The 18,836-nt window shown below is 46.7% G+C and carries 12 protein-coding genes; 9 read left to right on the top strand and 3 right to left on the bottom strand.

Annotation, left to right across the window (positions count from 1 at the left end; all coding sequences use genetic code 11):
- Positions 1–287: 287 nt before the first annotated feature.
- The 9 genes from BMY75_RS11115 (at position 288) to BMY75_RS11075 (ending at position 11,266) form a co-directional block, all read left to right on the top strand.
- Positions 288–3,314 (top strand): glycoside hydrolase family 9 protein, encoded by a 3,027-nt coding sequence (locus BMY75_RS11115; RefSeq protein ID WP_074833846.1) that lies wholly within the window; start codon positions 288–290, stop codon positions 3,312–3,314.
- Positions 3,315–3,465: 151 nt separating this feature from the next.
- Positions 3,466–4,128: a response regulator transcription factor gene (locus BMY75_RS11110; protein WP_074833844.1), complete on the top strand. Its 663-nt coding sequence runs from the start codon at positions 3,466–3,468 to the stop codon at positions 4,126–4,128.
- A complete protein-coding gene (locus BMY75_RS11105) occupies positions 4,125–5,120 on the top strand; it encodes a sensor histidine kinase (RefSeq protein ID WP_074833842.1) in 996 nt (331 codons plus the stop codon). Before BMY75_RS11110 ends, BMY75_RS11105 begins: the two co-directional genes overlap by 4 nt.
- Positions 5,121–5,311: 191 nt before the next feature.
- Entirely contained in the window at positions 5,312–5,536 is a 225-nt protein-coding gene (locus BMY75_RS11100) for a hypothetical protein (protein ID WP_074833840.1), read from the top strand.
- Positions 5,537–5,631: 95 nt separating this feature from the next.
- Positions 5,632–5,823 carry a hypothetical protein gene (locus BMY75_RS11095; protein ID WP_074833838.1) on the top strand — a complete coding sequence of 64 codons (192 nt, stop codon included), beginning with the start codon at positions 5,632–5,634 and terminating at the stop codon, positions 5,821–5,823.
- A gap of 125 nt (positions 5,824–5,948) precedes the next feature.
- Positions 5,949–6,140: a hypothetical protein gene (locus tag BMY75_RS11090; RefSeq protein WP_074833836.1), complete on the top strand. Its 192-nt coding sequence runs from the start codon at positions 5,949–5,951 to the stop codon at positions 6,138–6,140.
- Positions 6,141–6,187: 47 nt separating this feature from the next.
- A complete protein-coding gene (locus tag BMY75_RS11085) occupies positions 6,188–6,955 on the top strand; it encodes an ABC transporter ATP-binding protein (protein ID WP_074833834.1) in 768 nt (255 codons plus the stop codon).
- On the top strand, positions 6,945–8,963 hold the full coding sequence (locus BMY75_RS11080; RefSeq protein WP_074833832.1) for an ABC transporter permease: 2,019 nt from the start codon (positions 6,945–6,947) through the stop codon (positions 8,961–8,963). The genes BMY75_RS11085 and BMY75_RS11080 overlap by 11 nt, the downstream gene beginning before the upstream one ends.
- Before the next feature lie 254 nt (positions 8,964–9,217).
- Entirely contained in the window at positions 9,218–11,266 is a 2,049-nt protein-coding gene (locus BMY75_RS11075) for a cellulase family glycosylhydrolase (RefSeq protein WP_074833830.1), read from the top strand.
- Between the two features lie 70 nt (positions 11,267–11,336).
- Here BMY75_RS11075 and BMY75_RS11070 read toward each other — a convergent pair whose 3' ends face one another.
- The 3 genes from BMY75_RS11070 to BMY75_RS11060 all read right to left on the bottom strand — a co-directional run bounded on the left by BMY75_RS11070 (position 11,337) and on the right by BMY75_RS11060 (position 18,834).
- On the bottom strand, positions 11,337–13,274 hold the full coding sequence (locus tag BMY75_RS11070) for a substrate-binding and GGDEF domain-containing protein (RefSeq protein WP_074833828.1): 1,938 nt from the start codon (positions 13,272–13,274) through the stop codon (positions 11,337–11,339).
- Between the two features lie 258 nt (positions 13,275–13,532).
- Complete coding sequence (locus tag BMY75_RS11065; protein WP_074833826.1) at positions 13,533–16,265, bottom strand: glycoside hydrolase family 9 protein; 2,733 nt, start codon at positions 16,263–16,265, stop codon at positions 13,533–13,535.
- A gap of 268 nt (positions 16,266–16,533) precedes the next feature.
- The gene (locus BMY75_RS11060) at positions 16,534–18,834 is read right to left on the bottom strand and encodes a CotH kinase family protein (protein WP_074833824.1); all 2,301 of its coding nucleotides are present in this window, start codon (positions 18,832–18,834) and stop codon (positions 16,534–16,536) included.
- Positions 18,835–18,836 lie beyond the last annotated feature (2 nt).

Raw genomic sequence — 18,836 nt, 5'->3', positions numbered from 1 at the left:
TTAACAGGCTGTACGAAAACACGAGTTTTACTTGACTTTTTACATATTACGAGTTGTACGTATTGTATAAATAAACACGTGCGTAATCGTTAAAGTAAATGAAATTTAATCAAAACAATTGACTTTTTTGAGAAATATATTATAATAATAGCAGGTGGAAAAAAGGGTAGTGCAAGTCGGATGAAGACTTCCTTATTTCTCTTAAAACATTCGTTGATTCGGCAGCTGCACTGATGCCGTATCACAAACAAATTTATTTTTTCTATTTTTTCAGGGAGGGTTAATTCATGCAGAATCCAATGAAGAAGATTGCCAGCGGACTTCTGGCAAGCGTTGTATCTCTGTCCACAGCTTCCGCACTCATTCCTATGAGCGCATCTGCTTCTCAGATGCTGGGTCAGACAGATTTTGATGCTGGTGTAGGTCTGCCTTGGCATACTTGTGAGACCAACCCCGCTAAGCAGTCTTTTGACATCAGCGGCGGTACTTACAATGTTGAGATCATTAACAACGATGGTCCTGAGTCCAGATGGGATCTTCAGCTCCGTCACAGAGGCCTCAAAATCAAGAAGGGTCAGACTTATAAGGTTCACTGGGAAGTTGATTCTACCAGCGATGGTGAGATGTACACCAAGATCGGTAACTACGGCGGAACTGTTGAAGTTTGGCACAATAACTGCACAGACGGTACTTTCAACCAGTGCTGGGACTGCGTACCGATAAAGAAGGGTCATAACGAGTTTGATGCTACATTCACTGCTGACGAGACTGTTGAAGTTGCTGAGTGGGCATTCCACTACGGCGGACAGGGTCTGTATCAGTCCAAGGATTGTTTCCCCAACGGTACAGTTCTGAAGTTCGATAATCTTTCACTGGAAGGTCCTGATGCTTGGCCTACCGATAACGAGATGGGTGTTGTAAGACCTGAGAGCAACGTTCGTCTGAACCAGCTGGGTTACTATCCCAATCTTTCCAAGAAGGCTTCTTATGTAACAGACGCTTCTTCACCTCTGCAGTATGAGATCAGAGATAAGAGCGGCAACGTTAAGTATACCGGTACAACTACAGTATTCGGTTCCGACCCTGATTCCGGTACAGGTAAGACTACCAGTGTTTCGTTAGGTAGCCAGAGTGTTACCAGACTGAAGGACAGCGGTGCTTATGTACATATCATCGACTTCTCTAAGTTCACTACAACCGGTACATATTACATCTATGTAAAGGATACTGTTGGCGTTTCTGGTACTCAGGTTCTTCTTGATAAGGGCGCAAATGATACCAAGCGCAGCGGTAATGATCTGCTCTGGACAAATCCTCAGACCAAGAAGCAGTATGTAATGAACAAGAGCCATGAGTTCGAGATCAGCAATAGTGTATACAGCACTCAGCTGCTGAAGGACTCCATGAACTACTTCTATCAGAACCGTTCCGGTGTTCCGATAGAGTCTCAGTACATCACTTCCGGTGATAAGAGCGAGCTGGCTCACACTAAGTATGGTCATAACCCTGATACTGCTTATGTACAGTCCAAGTGGGTTAAGTCCTACGACAGCGAAGGCTCTGACGTTGAGAAGAGCAAGAGCATCAACGGTACCGGCGGTTGGTACGATGCAGGTGACCACGGTAAGTACGTTGTTAACGGCGGTATCTCTGTATGGACTCTCCAGAACGACTATGAGTTCACCAAGAAGAACGGCACCACCAAGAAGTGGACAGACGGCACTATAGCTATCCCCGAGAATGGTGATAAGGCTCCTGATATCCTCGACGAAGCAAGAGTTGAGCTGGAGTGGATGTTCAAGATGATCGACAGCAACGGATTTGTATATCACAAGCTGCACGACCACAAGTGGACAGGTCTGGCTACCAAGTCTTGGGACTATGATAAGGAAACGATGGAGAACGGCGAGAAGGGCTGGGGCACTATCCGTATAGTTAAGCCTGCAACCTATGCCGCTACATTCAATATGATCGCTTGCGCAGCACAGGCAGCACGTCTGTGGAAGGGCATCGATGACAGCTTCGCAAATGAGTGCCTGTCTAATGCTAAGAAGAGCTGGACTGCTATAATGGCTAAGGAGAGCAAGTGGAACATCAAGAAGGGTGATTCTTCTACCGATCCTTACTTCGCTCCTCTGGATCAGGCTATCGGCGGCGGTGCTTACGGTGATACCTATGTAGGCGACGATGCTTACTGGGCAGCTTGCGAGCTCTTCGCAACAACCGGCGATTCTACTTACTATAACTTCCTCAAGAAGTACAGCAACCCCAACGATACATCCGGCAAGGATAAGGCATTCAGCCTGACAACCAGCCTGGGCGGCGGCGAGAACAACGGTTCATTCAGCTCCTTCAACTGGGGTTGTACATCCGGTCTGGGTACCCTGTCTCTGTACCTGAACCCCAGCAAGCTTTCTTCTTCTGAGCAGAGTGCAATTAAGTCTTCCATCACATCTGCTGGTGATACTTATCTGGCTCAGCAGGCTAAGCAGGGCATGGGCATTCCTTACAAGGGTGCTACATTCGAGGATGCTATCAACATCGGTGAAGGCATCAAGATCACTGGTTATGAGTGGGGTTCCAACTCCTTCGTAATCAACAACGCAATGGTACTTGCTTACGCTTATGACGCTTCTAAGGGCTCTAAGTACCTGAACGGTGCTGCTGAAGCTCTGGACTACATCTACGGACGTAACGGCCTTGGCTTCTCCTATGTATCCGGCTACGGCGACAAGACAATGGAATGGCCTCACCACAGATTCTGGTCTAAGGGCGTAGATCCTACCTTCCCGAAGGCTCCTGATGGCGTACTGTCCGGTGGTCCCGGCGCTGGTATGCAGGATCCTTACATCGGCGGTCTGGGCTACAAGAGAGGCACACTGGCTAACCAGAAGTGCTACGTAGACAGCGCAGAGTCTTGGTCTGTAAACGAAGTTACCATCAACTGGAATGCTCCTCTGGTTTGGATGACAACATTCATGATCGATGAAGCTGCTAAGGGTACTGGCGGTTCTACAGGCGGAGACGAGGATAAGACTGATTATCCTAAGAACGTAAAGGCTAACTACAACACTCAGTATCACCAGATCCAGTTCGTTTGGGACAAGGTACAGGGCGCTGACAGATACGGCATCGCTGTATATCTGGCTGGTAAGTGGAGAGTTCAGACTTCCAACATCACTACTAACAGCTTTGTAACTCCTAAGAACCTGACTCCCGGCATGACCTACAAGGTAGCAGTTGCTGCAAGAGTTAACGGTAAGTGGAATACAACTGATCCTATCAAGAATGCTATCACTGTTACTGTTAAGTAATATATAGTTTCATAGAACCTATAACGGCAGTTTCTTCGGAGACTGCCGTTTTTTGCGTAAATACGAGCTTTTACGCTTGACGAATCGTGATAAATGATATATAATTGTTAAGGCGATAATGCTATGAATATCATTGAACAGGAGAAAGACAATGAAAAAAATAATGATAATCGAAGACGATACCGTGCTGCGCGATGAAGTCGCGACACTGTTAAAAAATTCGGGGTATGAGGTTCAGGTTGTTACCGACCTCAGCACTTCCCTTGAACAGATGAAGTCATCGGGGGCTGACCTTATACTGCTGGATATAAACCTTCCCTTTGTGGGCGGCGAGACACTTTTGCAGGAGTTCCGCAAAGTCAGTGATACCCCTGTTATAATGCTGACCAGCAGAAGCACCGAGATAGACGAGGTGCTTTCTATGAGCTTCGGCGCTGATGACTATATCACCAAGCCCTATAACCCAACCATACTTCTGCTGAGGATATCCGCGGTGCTGAAGCGCTTTACCAAGACTGGCGGTTCCCAGATGTATCACGATGCCGAGGTCAGCACCGTAAAGGGAAGCATCGACCGAAACGGCAAGGAGCAGGTTCTTACCAAAAATGAGATGATCATCTTTCAGCTTCTGCTTGACAGACAGGGGGAGATAGTCACCCGCGATGACCTCATGACCGCACTCTGGGATAACGACGAGTTCGTTAACGACAATGCTCTTTCGGTAAACATAAGCAGACTTCGCGGAAAGCTTGCAGACCTAGGATTTGAAGACGCCATCGAGACCAGAAAGAAACAGGGGTATGTACTGAAATGAGCATAACCGAATATTTAAAAGACAGACTTTCGGTTTACATGATATACCTTGTCACCCTCGCAACAGCGCTGATCTTCATGCAGGCTTTCCATATCAGAACGCAGTGCATTATAATAGTATATGTGATACTTCTGCTGGGCGGGGGCATCGCCGAGTGCTGGGTATTTTTCAGGAAAAAGAGTTTCTATGACAAGCTTAACTACTGCCTGGATAATCTTGATAAAAAGTATCTTCTGGCGGAGATGACAGAAGCTCCCGACTTTTTTGACGGCAGATTTCTGTACGAAGTTCTCAGGCAGTCCGATAAGGCTATGTGCGAGCATATAGCTGAATACCGCCGAGAGAATCTGGAGTTCCGCGAGTATATAGAGATGTGGGTGCATGAGGTGAAACTCCCTGTGGCAAGCTTGCAGCTGATGTGCCACAACGACGGCAGCACAAGGTATTCCGAACAGCTGAAGCGCATCGACGACTACATCGAGAACGTGCTTTACTATGCCCGCAGCCGCAACGCAGAAAAGGATTATATTATCAAGGCTGTACCTCTGAAACGTGTATTCAGCGAGATAGCCATAAAGAACCGCAGCGAACTTCTGGAGCGTAATATATCACTCTCGGCCGAGGGGCTTGATACGGAAGTCATGACCGATTCAAAATGGCTTGCATTCATATTCGGTCAGCTTATGGGCAACAGTATTAAGTACGAAGCAGACGAGATAAAGGTCTATGCAGAGGACTTCGACGACAAGACGGTTCTGCATTTCCGTGATAATGGCATAGGCATTTCGGAGGCTGATCTGCCCTATATATTTGAAAAATCCTTTACGGGCGAAAACGGAAGAACTCACACCAAGTCAACAGGCATGGGTCTGTACATAGTAAAAATGCTCTGCACAAAGCTGGGACACAGCGTGCAGGCAGATTCAGTACAGGGGGAATACACCGATATAACCATAGTTTTCGGCAAAGACAAGCTTCACAATATTCAGTAGACCAAACTATCCCATATCCCGACAGTGTAAATATGCTATCGGGATATGGGAGTATTTATGCCGCAACATTACGAAACTGTAATGTCAGGTAAGATTAAAATATCGACCCGACTGTCCTTTTGTGTTATACTTTAATCAAAGCAAGGGGGAAGACCCCACGGACAGTATAACTCAAGAAGGGGAGATAAATTATGGAGAACACAAGAAAAGTAATGGTGATAAGCGCACTGGTAACAATAGTAATGTTTCTGATAGCGGTGATAAACTACTCGCACACCGATGTGTTCGATCCCGCACTCGGAACCATGATAGCTTTCGGAACAGGCATCTACTGCTGCGCTTCACAGAAGTATAAAGAAGAGATCGAAGAGGCTGACAAAGAGAAAGCAACATTACAGAACTGTAATGCAGTGTAAGATAAAAATAACGACAGACAGCAAAACCTATGATATAATATAGACATAGTAAGGGGAACACCCCGTGACCTGAGACATCTGAAAGGAAGATAGATATGAAAAAGGAAAGAACAGCATTGATAATAAGCACAGTTACAACACTGGTACTTTTTATAATCGCAATGGTGAATTACATACAGACAGGTTTCTGGGACACTACCCTCAGCGGACTGATCGCCTGCAACGCTTGTATCTGCTGCTGTACGGAAGAAAAATACAGGTCAGCTAAAAAAGCGCAGAAGCAGTAAACATTACAAAACTGTAATGTAAAGTAAGATAGAAAAAACGACAGACAGCAAGACGTATGATATAATAAAGATACAGTAAGGGGCTGGACCCCACAAAGAATATGAAAAGGTTAAGGTGATCCAAAATGAAATTTGCAAAGATGACACTGGTGATATGTACACTGATGATGATGGCAGTAACAGCAGGCGTGATAATGCACTTCGTTGCAATCAGAAATCTGGACATTCCGGGTATGGCGATACTTGCAGCAAGCACACTTGGCTATTCATATGCATATTCCGTATATCTCACAAAGAGATCGGAGCAGTTCATTTAAGAAAGACCTTGATATAAAAAATACTACAAAGGAAAAGAGAGTTGGATATGGAACAGTTACTCAAGATCGAAAACATTGAAAAATACTACGGCAGCAAGTCGAGCCTTACCAAGGCGATAGACGATATATCCTTAGGGGTATCAAAGGGCGAGTTCGTTGCTATAATGGGAGCTTCGGGAAGCGGTAAGACCACGCTGCTCAACTGCATCTCCACCATCGACCGCGTTACTGCGGGTCATATATATCTGGAGAACAGCGATATCACCGAGATAAAGGGCAAGGAGCTGAACAAGTTCAGGCGCGAAAAGCTGGGATTCATCTTTCAGGATTTCAACCTGCTGGATACACTGACAGCTTACGAGAATATCGCACTGGCACTTTCGATACAGAAAAAGCCTGTCAAGGAAATTGACGAGGCAGTCAAGACAGTTGCTGAACAGCTGGGAATCACCGAGGTGCTGAAAAAGTACCCCTATCAGATGTCAGGCGGACAGAAGCAGAGAGTAGCTTCTGCACGTGCCATAGTTACTTCACCCAAGCTTGTACTTGCGGACGAACCTACAGGTGCGCTGGATTCAAAGTCGGCTAAGATGCTGCTGGAGCGTTTCCGCTACCTGAATACAGAGTGCGGCACAACCATCATGATGGTAACTCACGACAGCTTCACTGCAAGCTATGCCAGCCGTGTTATCTTCATCAAGGACGGCAAGATATTCAACGAGATAAGCCGCGGCGCTGATACCCGCAGGCAGTTCTTTGATAAGATAATCGATGTAGTAACTCTTCTGGGAGGTGACATGAGCGATGCTCTTTAAGCTTTCGGTAAGCAATATCCGCAGAAGCCTGAGGGATTATGCGATATACTTTTTCACGCTGATGATCGGCGTTTCAGTATTTTATGTTTTCAACGCCATTGGCGGACAGGCTGCTATGATGAGGATAAACGACAGCAGCTATGAAGTAGTTGATCTTCTGAGAACCGTGCTTTCTGGTATAAGTGTGTTTGTTGCAGGCGTTCTGGGTCTGCTGATAGTTTATGCCAGCCGTTTCCTGATGAAGAGAAGAAAGCGGGAGTTCGCGCTGTATATGACCCTTGGTATGAGCAAGGGCAGTATATCAAGGCTGCTGTTGATAGAAACAGTTATCATCGGTCTTGGTTCGCTGGCAGCGGGTCTGCTGGTGGGCATAGGACTTTCACAGCTGATGAGTGCCCTGGTGGCAAACCTTTTTGAAGCTGATATGACAGCCTACAAGTTCAATGTTTCAACCGAAGCAATAGTCAAGACCATACTTTACTTTGCTGTTATGTATCTGGTAGTTATGGTATTCAACAGCATAGTCATCACAAAGATGAAGCTTATCGACCTGATGCAGTCGGGCAGACGCTCAGAGCAGATAAAGCTGAAAAAACCAATAGTCTGCGTGTTGATATTCATAGCAGCAGTCATAGCCCTGAGTATTGCATACTACAACGTAACAGTGGGCTATAATGACCTCAACGAAGATAAATTCATTGGCAGCGTGATAACAGGCATCATATCCACATTCTTCATCTTCTGGTCGGTATCGGGTATGCTGCTGCGTACAGTGATGTCCGTAAAGGGTATGTACTACCGCAGTCTCAACAGTTTCACCTTCCGACAGATAAGCAGTAAGGTCAATACCATGGTAATGTCCATGACAGTTATCTGCCTGATGCTTTTCGTTACTATCTGTATGCTGGCTGCTGCTTTCACCATAAGAAATTCCATGAATTCAAACATCAAGGAGCTTTGCCCCGCTGATTTCGAGGCGCGTGTTTTCATTTACAGCGACGAAAGAGCCGATGACCTTGAAACGATGTACAAAGAAGCAGGTGAGGATATAACCTCGGATTTCAGTGAGTATGCACATTTTTACGGCTACACCGATGAGGGCTTTACCTTTGAAAGATCTCTCGGTGACAAAGCCGAAGAAATAAAGGCGCAGTATCCGAATATGATGTTCGATTCAACCGAGGATCTGGTCAAGGTCAGCGATTACAATGCGCTTATGAGGCTCTACGGCAGGGAAGAGCTTGAACTGGAAGATGACAGTTTCATAGTTTTATGCAACTACGGTTCAGCGAAGGCAATGCGTGACACCGCACTTGAAAAGGGTAATGAGATAAACGTATTCGGCAAAACACTGAGATCACAGTACAGCGGCTGTGTTGATGGCTTTATATCCCTTTCGTCAAATAAAGCAAATTTTGGTATAATAATCGTTCCCGATGATGTGGTTGACGAAAGCTGTGTTCATAATGAATACTTTATCGGAAACTATCTTTCCGAAGATAAGGAAGCAGCCGAAAAGACAGTCAATGAAAAGTATGACAGGATAACGGCTTCCACCGATACCGAGGGCAATTATTTCGTACGTGATTCAAAGATAGCTATCAAAGCCGCTTCCGTGGGTATTGGTGCCATAGCTACATTCGTAGGTCTTTATATCGGACTTGTGTTCCTTATCGCCAGCGGTGCAGTGCTTGCACTTAAAGAACTCTCAGAGAGCGTTGACAGTGTGGGCAGATACGAGATGCTCAGAAAGATCGGCGCTGACGAGAAAGATCTTGGCAAGTCCCTGCTGAGACAGACAGGTATATTCTTCCTGATACCCCTGCTGCTCGCCTGCCTGCACTCCGTATTCGGTATGCGTTTTGCGGCACGTACGCTTGAAGTATTCGGCACGGAAAATATCGGTCAGTCCATGACAGTGACCACCCTGATAATCCTGATGATCTATGGCGGATATTTCCTCATAACATTCTTCAGCAGCAAGAGCATAGTCAAAGAGAGAAGATAGACAAAACGGATAAATATTATAAAACAATAAGACGGATGTGCACCTTTGTACATCCGCTTTTTGTTTAAAAATTCAATAAATTTTCTAAAATTACGGAGCGTATAATATATTAACAAAAAGTTTAATCGATTTCGTGTCTTTATGTTCAGTTTTTACAAGATTGGTATTGACATTTTTCGGTAACGATGATACAATTAAAAATAGTAAGATACCTTAATAAATTAACATTCGGTATCACGAGAGGGGAATATTTTATGAAAAGTTTAATCAGAAGGATGGCTGCTTTTGCTTCAATAGCTGCTCTCACCGTTTCAGGTGCGGCTACAGGCATTTCAGCAGTCAGAACAACTACTGCATCAGCTGCTACCGTAGCAGATGACTGCAACGACGACTGGCTGCACGCTAAGGGCAGCAGACTTTATGACAAATACGGCAATGAAGTATGGCTGACAGGTGCAAACTGGTTTGGTTTCAACTGCAGCGAGGCTTGTCCTCACTACCTCTGGAGCGCTGACGCTGATGACTGTCTGAAAGAGATCGCAGACCGCGGTATCAACGTTATCCGTTTCCCTGTTTCTTCCGAGCTGCTTGTTTCATGGATGAACGGCAAGCCCATGCCTGTAAGCAGCTTCTCATGCAATACAGACCCTGCTTACACCATCAATGCTGATTTCTGCGAGGCTGATGGCAAAACTGCTAAGAACAGTATGGAAGTATTCGATATCATGATGCAGAAGTGCAAAAAGTACGGTATCAAGGCATTCATCGATGTACACAGCCCTCATACTGACAACTCTGGTCATAACTACAACCTCTGGTACGGCAAGGCAGGCGTTACCACAAAGGTATGGATCGATTCACTGGTATGGCTTGCTGACAAGTACAAGAATGATGATACCCTCATCGCTTATGACCTCAAGAATGAGCCTCACGGCAAGGGTCAGGAAGGCGCTGACGCTGCTAAGTGGGACGGCTCTACCGATGAGAACAACTGGGCTTACGCTGCTACTAAGTGTGCAGAAGCTATCCTTGATGTCAACCCCAATGCACTTATCCTCGTTGAAGGCGTTGAGCAGTCCATGAGCGGTGCTATGGCTGGCGACTACTGGGGTATGCCTGACAGAAGAGATAACTCACCTTACATAGGCGCATGGTGGGGCGGTAACTTCCGCGGCGCAAGAGAGTATCCTATCGTTCCCAAGCAGGGTACATCACAGATAGTTTACTCACCTCATGACTACGGCCCTTCTGTTTACGCACAGACATGGTTCGATAAGAACTTCACAGAGCAGACTCTGCTTGATGATTACTGGTATGATACATGGGCATACATCAATGCCGAGGAAATAGGCCCTGAGCTTATCGGTGAGTGGGGCGGTCATATGGACGGCAAGGAGAACCAGAAGTGGATGACTCTTCTCCGTGACTACATGATCAAGCATCACATCAACCACACATTCTGGTGCCTCAATACTAACTCCGGCGATACAGGCGGACTTTGGGACGGTCTCGGTTTCATGGCAGGCACCGGTACCACTATCAAGTGGAACGAGCCTAAGTATGAGCTCTTCGAGAAAGCACTCTGGCAGACATCTACCACCGGTAAGTACATCGGTCTTGACCACAAGGTAGCACTTGGTAAGAACGGTATCTCCCTTGGCGAATTCTATTCCAAGTATTCAAATACCGAGGGCAGTAACCTTGACGGCGGTAAGAAAGTTAATGGTAATGGCGGCAACAATGATACACCCGTTGTTCAGACCATCAAGATCTCTTCTACAGCAGGTGAAGGCAGCGTTAAGCTCAGCTGGAATTCCATCAGCAATGCTGACAAGTATGCTGTATACCAGAACGTTAACGGCTCCTGGAAGCAGGTCACCGAAACAACAGGCACTTCTTACAACTGGACAGGTCTGACCTCTGGCACAAACTACAAGGTAGCTGTCGTTGCAAGAGTTAACAATACTTGGACCAATGATTATTCCAATGCTATCACTGTAACTCCCAAGCAGTCAACTCCCAGCGATGATTATCCCAAGAACGTTAAGGCTAATTACAGCACTCAGTATCATCAGGTACAGTTTATCTGGGATAAGGTTGAGGGTGCAGATAAGTACGGTATCGCTGTATATCTGGCAGGTAAGTGGAGGATTCAGACTTCCAACATCACAACCAACAGCTATCTAACTCCCAAGAATCTGACTCCCGGCATGACCTACAAGGTAGCAATTGCTGCAAGAGTCAATGGTAAGTGGAACACAACCGATCCAATCAAGAATGCCATCACTGTTACTATCAAGTAATTTAGCTGAATAAGCTGATAATTAAAAAATCCGTCGGTTCATTACGAGCTGACGGATTTTTTTTGTTTTATCAGTGAGTTGTACGGTTTTTTCTGCGGGATGATTTGCAGCGGTACATCGCTTCATCTGCTTTGGTAAGAAGCTTTTCAAATTCAAAGCTGTTTTCATCACTCAGCACACAGCCGATGCTGGCGTTCAATTGGTAGGGCTTATCAAGTCCTGAATTGACTTTTTCGAGTATATCTGCCAGATGCTCTGTACGCTTTTTCGGTTCGTCATCATTATATGCACCGAGCCCGACTATAACGAATTCATCGCCGCCTGCCCTGACGGATACTTCCTTGTCGCCGCACAGTTTTTTGATTGCACGGCTCATAGTGATTATCGCCTCATCGCCCTCGCTGTGTCCGAAGGTGTCGTTTATGTATTTCAGACCGTCCATATCTATCACGCATATCATCAGCCTGTCGCCCTCATTTGTGTGCTTCAACATATCGCTGAATTTCTCATACATTCCGCGGCGGTTGTAAAGACCCGTCATATTGTCAACTATTGAAAGCTGAACGTATCTGTTCTTTGCCCTTGCCATTTCAAGAGAATTGTTCACAAGTCTCAGCCAGTTACGGAACACAAGATTCAGCAGATGTCTGTCTGAAAGCTCTCTTTGCAGCACAGCATATCCCAGAGTATTGTCACCGAAATGCACTGCCGCAAAATAGAACACACAGGGCTTTTCGGTGTACTCATTCAGTTCGGGTATCATTTCGCTGGTATCTATGGTGAATGCATCGTCAGCGTTTGCGAATTTTAATCCGCCCACAGTTGAATCAGCTACCGCTACCAGCATCTTGTCGGGGTAGCCCTCTTTCAGATATTTATCATAGCTCAGCCAGTCCTCACGCAGGCAAAGCCTGAAATTAACAAAGGGTAGCAGCAGATATATTTTGCCAAATATGTTTTTCAGACATTCCTCGGGTGTGGCAGAAGCGGTAAGTGTTTCTGATGCATAGCTTTCCATCAGCATACCTATGTCGATATTATTGTAAGTATCTTCAGAAGAATAATTGTGGTATACGTAGTAAAGTGAATCTCTGAAAGTTCTGGCTGACCGTGTTATATCGGGTTGACATCCACAGCTCATACCTTTGTGGCATAGATTCCGGATATCCGGTACGAAAGGCTCGATATCCCCATCGGGTTCTATCTTTTGGCGCAGATAGTCGACAGCGTCTGCCGCTGTCTTTGTATAGTTGGTTTCAAATGAAGTCAGTGTTATCTCCGACAGCATAGCTTCATCGGTGGCATCAAATCCCAGTACGATCATATCCTCGGGCACTCTTATACCGTGCCTGGTAAGTTCCTCAATAAGTCCAAGTCCCATGTAGTCGCCTGCGGTTATAACAGCTTCGTACATCGGACGCTTGCCCTCAACTATCTCTTTAGCCAGAGCGATACCACTGTTGTACCAGAAATCTCCGTAGATCTTATGATCTTCATCAAGCTCTATACCAAGCTTTTCAAGCTCATCAACAAATACCGCCAGACGTTCCTCGGCTTCGGGATGACCTTTCATACCTGTCAGAATACATATATCACGCTTGCCGTGAACATTCACCACATGGCGGCACATCTCGCGGAGTATATCTTCATTGTATCCGCTGATAGTGTGATAATCTCCATATGGCATACCAAGAGATACAACAGGTATATCACCGCATTCCTTTATCCTGCGGCTGACAGTTTCTATTACCTTTCCTGTGCTGTCAGAAGAAAGTGTTACAGTATCGATGATAACACCGTCAAACAGCTTGAAATTCGGCAGAGAATAGATATTGTTTTCGCCTTTGGCGTGCTCCTCGATAAAAAACAGAAAATGAGACATTGAAGCAAACACTGCTACATTGTAGCCGTACTTATCGCATTGTCCGAAAACGCCCTTTGCTACACGCCTTACGTGCATCGTTTCAGGCATACCTGTTATAAGGCAGATGGTTTTTCTCTTCTCCATATCAATGCCCCCTGCGTCACTGTCTGTGTCCGATTTGCTGTTGTCTAATTATACCATATATTGATGGGTTAGTCAATAAGTTAATTGCAAAATACACAAATAAGAATGGTTATTCCTTTAGCACACCACTTCATACACCGATATAATAATGAATTTTTATTTGAGGGGTATTGCCTGTCAAAAGGTTGTGTAGCATAAATAAAAAAGGCGGTTTGACAGTAAAAAACGGACAAGTGTTTTGCTTGTCCGTTTAGTTTGTTATTCTTTTGGCTTGTTCTGCATTTTAAGTTTTGCCATTTTGTAGAGGAATATTTCAGTCGCTATAACAAGCACTATCACAGCACCTGCTATGAGAGCTATATACAACGCCTTGTTGTCCTTGCCGGGATCGGAAGATGATGATTTTTTATCGCCATCGTTTTCTTCGTCGGCGGTATCGTCGTCATTTGATTTTCTGCCCTTGTTACTTGCCTTGTTCTTGTCGGCTTCCTCTTCGTCATAGGTGGACTTTTCTGTTGATTTTGCGTCGCCGCCGTCGTTTTCTTTGCCTATATCGGTACCGCCTTCGCCGGGTTTGATATCTGCATTAAGTGCGGAGAAAGCTGTCAGCCATGCAAGAGAAGCGTTCCAGTTTATGGTACACTCGTTGCAGCTCCATGCTTCTATTGAATCAACATAGCACTTCTGGGGAGCGATCTCGCCTTTCTTCCAGCCCATGCCCCTTACCCAAGGATCCTGCATACCCGAGTTTGGTCCGCCCGAGAGTACGCCGCAGGGTGCTTTGGGAAATTTGTCATCTATCTGGTTAGACCACCAGCGGTGATGGGGATTCTCAGTTGTGTGACTGCCGTAGCCTGTAACGTAGGAGTAGTCCATGGCGTTTCGTCCCAACAGATAATCAAGCCCCTGAAGTGCGCCGTCGGTGTAGCTGTCATCTTCGTTGAGTACAGCTGCGTATGCAAGGACTATGGCGTTATCTGCCACAAAGGAATTTGAACCCCAGAGATAGCCCTTGTCGCTGTCATTGTAGCTGAGGGTACTTTGTGCGTAGGGCAGTCCGTAGCCCTGTGATTCTTCAAGCTCTATATAATGGTCAGCCGCTTTTTTCAGCGACTTTTCAGCTTCGTCCGCATCATCGAATTTTTTCTCATTCAGCAGTGCGGTAAATGTGCCGAGAGCGGCAGTGTTTCCCCAGTCGAAAGTTCCTGCACTGTCAACGCTTTCGCCGCTGCCCATGGTTACAGGCACATTCATATAGTATCCGGACTTTTCTGCGTCTTTCAGGTAATCCTTTTCGCCTGTGGTGGCATAAAGCTCCATGGCAGCCCAGTAGAATTCATCGGTAACATCGTTATCGCCGTAAGCGCCGCCGCCAACGCTCTCGTCAAGGGGAGCGTACATCTCTGGGTGCTTTTTTGCTGCCGCATATGCTTTTTCAGCGGCTTCAAGGCAGGTGTCAGAGAAATCCTCATCAAGCTCTTCCCAAAGTCTTGCAGACTGTGCCGCGCAGGCTGTTAGGTTCAGCGTTGCCGCTGTCGTGGGGGGCTTGATTATCCTGTTCTTGTCATCGTCCGCGGGTGCTACGCCAAGACCTGTCCATGTTTCGTCGTGAGCCTTGTGGTAAGCCATGCCCTCGTATTCGCTGGTATCCAGCTGCATTTTCAGCATCCATTCCATCTCCCACCTTGCTTCGTCAAGCAGGTCTGGGAAGCCGTTGCCGCTTTCGGGGATTATCATCGACCCGTCAGCAAAGATATCATCATTTCCCGTGAATACAAAAAACTCATACAGATTCTGGAGCATCCACAGTGAAAGTCCGCCGTTGACGGTGTACTTGCCGTGGTCGCCTGCATCGTACCATCCGCCAGTCACATCGACCCTGCCGCTGGTGGCGCTGTATCCCCATGTGTGCTGTATCTCGGCATCATCGGAGGTATGACCTGCCGCGCGGGAAAGGTCTGATTTATCGCCTGAGCTGATATACTCGCTTTCTATCTCGATACCGCTTCTGTTCTGGTAGAAATAGTTCAGCGAATCATAAAGCAGTGCCGAGTAATCGCTGACCTCATCGGGTGCGAATACCTTGAAATCACGGCTGACTGCGCCGTTGTCAGCCTCGATGTGGAATGTTCCGCTTTCATCAAGTTCCGAAAAATCGATGATATGAACTGTGTCCTCAGAATCCTCATCGTAGCCGAAATACTTGCTCTTGCCCTCGTAAACGGTCTTGCCCGAATCGTCAACTACTTCAAAACCGATATCATCTTTATCGGTGCAAAGGAGAGTTGCTTTCTTTTCGCGCTTTGCAAAATAGCCTACCTGATTGGTGAGTATATCTGCACGCTTCCATTCTTCGGGGAACTGATAATCGTTCTCATTGCTTGTAAGGTCGATGAGGGACATATTATCAAAGGTTATCTCAGTACCGGCAGGGAAGCAACCGCCGGGGGTGTACTGCCCGTCACCGCCCAGATGGAAAGCCCATTCGGCAACGTCCAGTGACTGGTTGGCGGTAAATGTAAGCTCGACTTTTTTAGTTTCTTTTGCACTTATCTGTATTGGGTCCCATGTAGCATCAAGGTCGTAGCCGTTGGACATATTGTGCCAAACCTCAACGTCACCGTCCAGATTGCCTATCTTGGTGTAGTACTTACCGCTCTTCGAGGGTGTTATCTCGTAGGAGACTTTGTACTGGTGACCCGCTTCGATTTTCAGCCCTCTGTGGCGGAACTGGCAGTCCCATCTGTCCTCGCCGCCGTTGGACTGTCCGCCGGGATTCACGATGGTGATCTTGTATTTGCCGTCTGAGATATCGAATTCCATTTCAGCCGTTCTCGATTCGCATATGTGCCACGGCAGACCTACGCCGTCATCGAAATCTGTCTGCCCAAGCTGCTGACCCGCCATTACTCCGAGGGGTGCAGTGATGTTCAATAACCAGACAGCTGCCGCCGCGGTAGACACTGCCCGTTTCACTGATCGTGTAAACATTTTAATATACCTCCATATCCTAATATCGCAGTATTTCTGCAAACCCATGTCATTTATTATAACATATTATCCTTGGATTGTAAAGACCTCGCGTGATATACTGCAAGCCGTTTGACCATAAAAAACAGGACAAGGAATTATCCTTGCCCTGCATTTCAGGTATCATTTACAGATTCATCACTATCAGCGCTGCTATCGTGAGATAGGCAGCGAGCTCGGTCATAAAGCCTAAATTTTCTTTGATCGTTCTGTTCATTATACACCTCAGTTATCTTCTCTTGAACTTGAATGCGAATATCAGTCCGAATAACAGGACACCTGCGGATACACCCACCAGCACCAGAGGAACTGTGCGGTTGGCTGTGTTTGAGCCGTTAGGCGAGAATTCTCCGCCCTGAGGCATTCTGCCGCCTGCGTTCTTGTCATCACCGCCCGAGGGTCTCTGCATCTTGCCACCCTGACGGTCGGTCTGCTTTTCTTTGGCAGTATCTTCATCTTCAGTGCTTTCGCTTTCTGACGGCTTTTCGGTATTTTTGCTTTCGTTAGATGTGTCTGTCTGCTTATCCTTTCCACCAAAACCGCCGGGCATATTTGAAGAGTCAAAATCTTCAGGCATATTGCTCGGGTCGAAACCGCCCTTCATATTACTGGGGTCAAAACCCTCAGGCATATTTGAAGGATCAAAATCCTCGGGCATATTGCTGGGGTCGAAGCCCTCGGGTCTCTTGCCGCTTGGGGTCTTCTTTTCGCTGAGGTTAGCCGCCTTTGCGGGTGCGGGAGTGTTCAGCACCTTTACACTGCTGAGGAGTTCTGCTGATGAACTGTCAGCAGAGGGATCCTCGGTGCTCTTATCAGTGCTGTCATCGGAGCTCTTGTCCTTTGAACCAAAACCGCCGAATCCGCCCATATCGGGCATACCCTTGCCGCCGAATCCGCCGTTTCCGCCCATTGAACCCATATCTGAAAGGTTCAGGGAAGAGCAGTCGATAAGTGCGGAACTGTCAGCGCTCTGACCTTCGCTGGTGGAAGGTATAGTGCCATCCAGCTGACCCTTGACGCTCTCACTTCTCAGTGTGCAGAAGACGCTTATTGCTTCAACACCCTTTTTGAATTCTTCATAGGAGCAGAACTTGGTGGGGTCTTTTTCCACGTACTTGTCTATCATCGCTGCGGTATCGCTTACAAGTGCAACGAAGTCTGTGCTGTTTACGAATTCGCTGAACAGTTCGTGATACTGCTCTGTGTAGTCTTCATTATCGAATATCCACGAGATCATGGGTCTGTCTTCCATGCCGTTAGATACGGGTGTATCGATAGGGGAGTTAACGCTTGAAGAAGCATTTCCGCCCATGAATGTGCCGTAGGCAAGGTTGTAATCCCAGGGTATCATCGAAAGCTGACCGTCCTTTTCGTACAGGTAGTAATTGTGTATCATCTGACCTGTGTAGCTGTCGCCGTTGCAGAGGAAGTTGTGTACCACGAAATAGCGGATGACTTCTTCGGTATCTACCGTGTTTTCGATATCGGTCTGCTCTGTCAGATTTTTGAGAGACTTTATCAGACGCTTCTTGTCAGTGGTATCAACTATGGTCTTTGCGTTGCCGAAGATATTGCTGTAGCTGTCTTCGTCATCATCGGAATATTTCAGCTTGACATCATCACTGCCCATGCCGAATCCACCGAAACCGCCTTTGCCGCCATTTTCACCGCCAAACATTTTTGATGGGTCAAAATCTCCCATATCACCCATGTCGGGCATTTCTCCATCGAACATTTGCGAGGGGTCAAAATCTCCCATATCGGGCATATTTGAAAAGTCAAAATTACCGGGAGCGAAACCACCGTTTTCATCGGATTTCTCATCGCCGCCCTTGTCATCATCGGAAGAATTCTTGTTCATGAAATCGCCCATGCTGAAATCCTTGCCGTTGCCGGGACCGCCGCCGCCGAAGCTCAGACTGTCAGGCTTGTACAGCTCGCCGTAGTTTGAACCGTAGTTCCTTTCAAGGAAAGAATCCTCGATGGCTTCAACTGCCAGATAAAGACCCCAGTCTTCACCGTTCACGGTGATGTACACATAGCTGCACAGAGGTGTATCAACACCGAAATCGTACATCATGGTGTATGACAGATAGTCCTTCATGTAGCTGTTGTCCTGTATGATATTGTTCAGGCAGAGCTTGTCAAGTCCGTGGTAGCTCTTGCCCTTTTCGTACTGGTCAAACTCTATCTTGAAGCTGTATCTGCTGCTGTCCATGTTCTTTACTGAACTCAGGGAGGTGTTGCCCTTGCCGCGTATACCAACGTTCTTGACTGCTTCGCCGTCGATGACAACACTGCAGGCTGAGTATTCTTCGCTCTCGCAGGTCTCGATAAAGCTGTCCCAGTCGTCCATCACTATATCAAGGGTATGTACCTTTGATTTATCAAAAAGCCTTGCTTCATATCCCGCAGCGGTCGCCTTGACTTCGATACCAAGTGCCTGACCGTTGCAGAACACGATAGTGATGAGAAGCGTCAGCACAGTGATAACAGCGCATATCCTGTCTATGTTTTTGTTTGCCGACATTA

It is taken from the genome of Hominimerdicola alba (assembly GCF_900109655.1).
In the GTDB taxonomy this organism is placed as follows: Bacteria; Bacillota; Clostridia; order Oscillospirales; family Ruminococcaceae; genus Hominimerdicola; species Hominimerdicola alba_B.
Note: the sequence above shows the minus strand (reverse complement) of the source record. Positions and strands in the feature narration are given on the sequence as shown.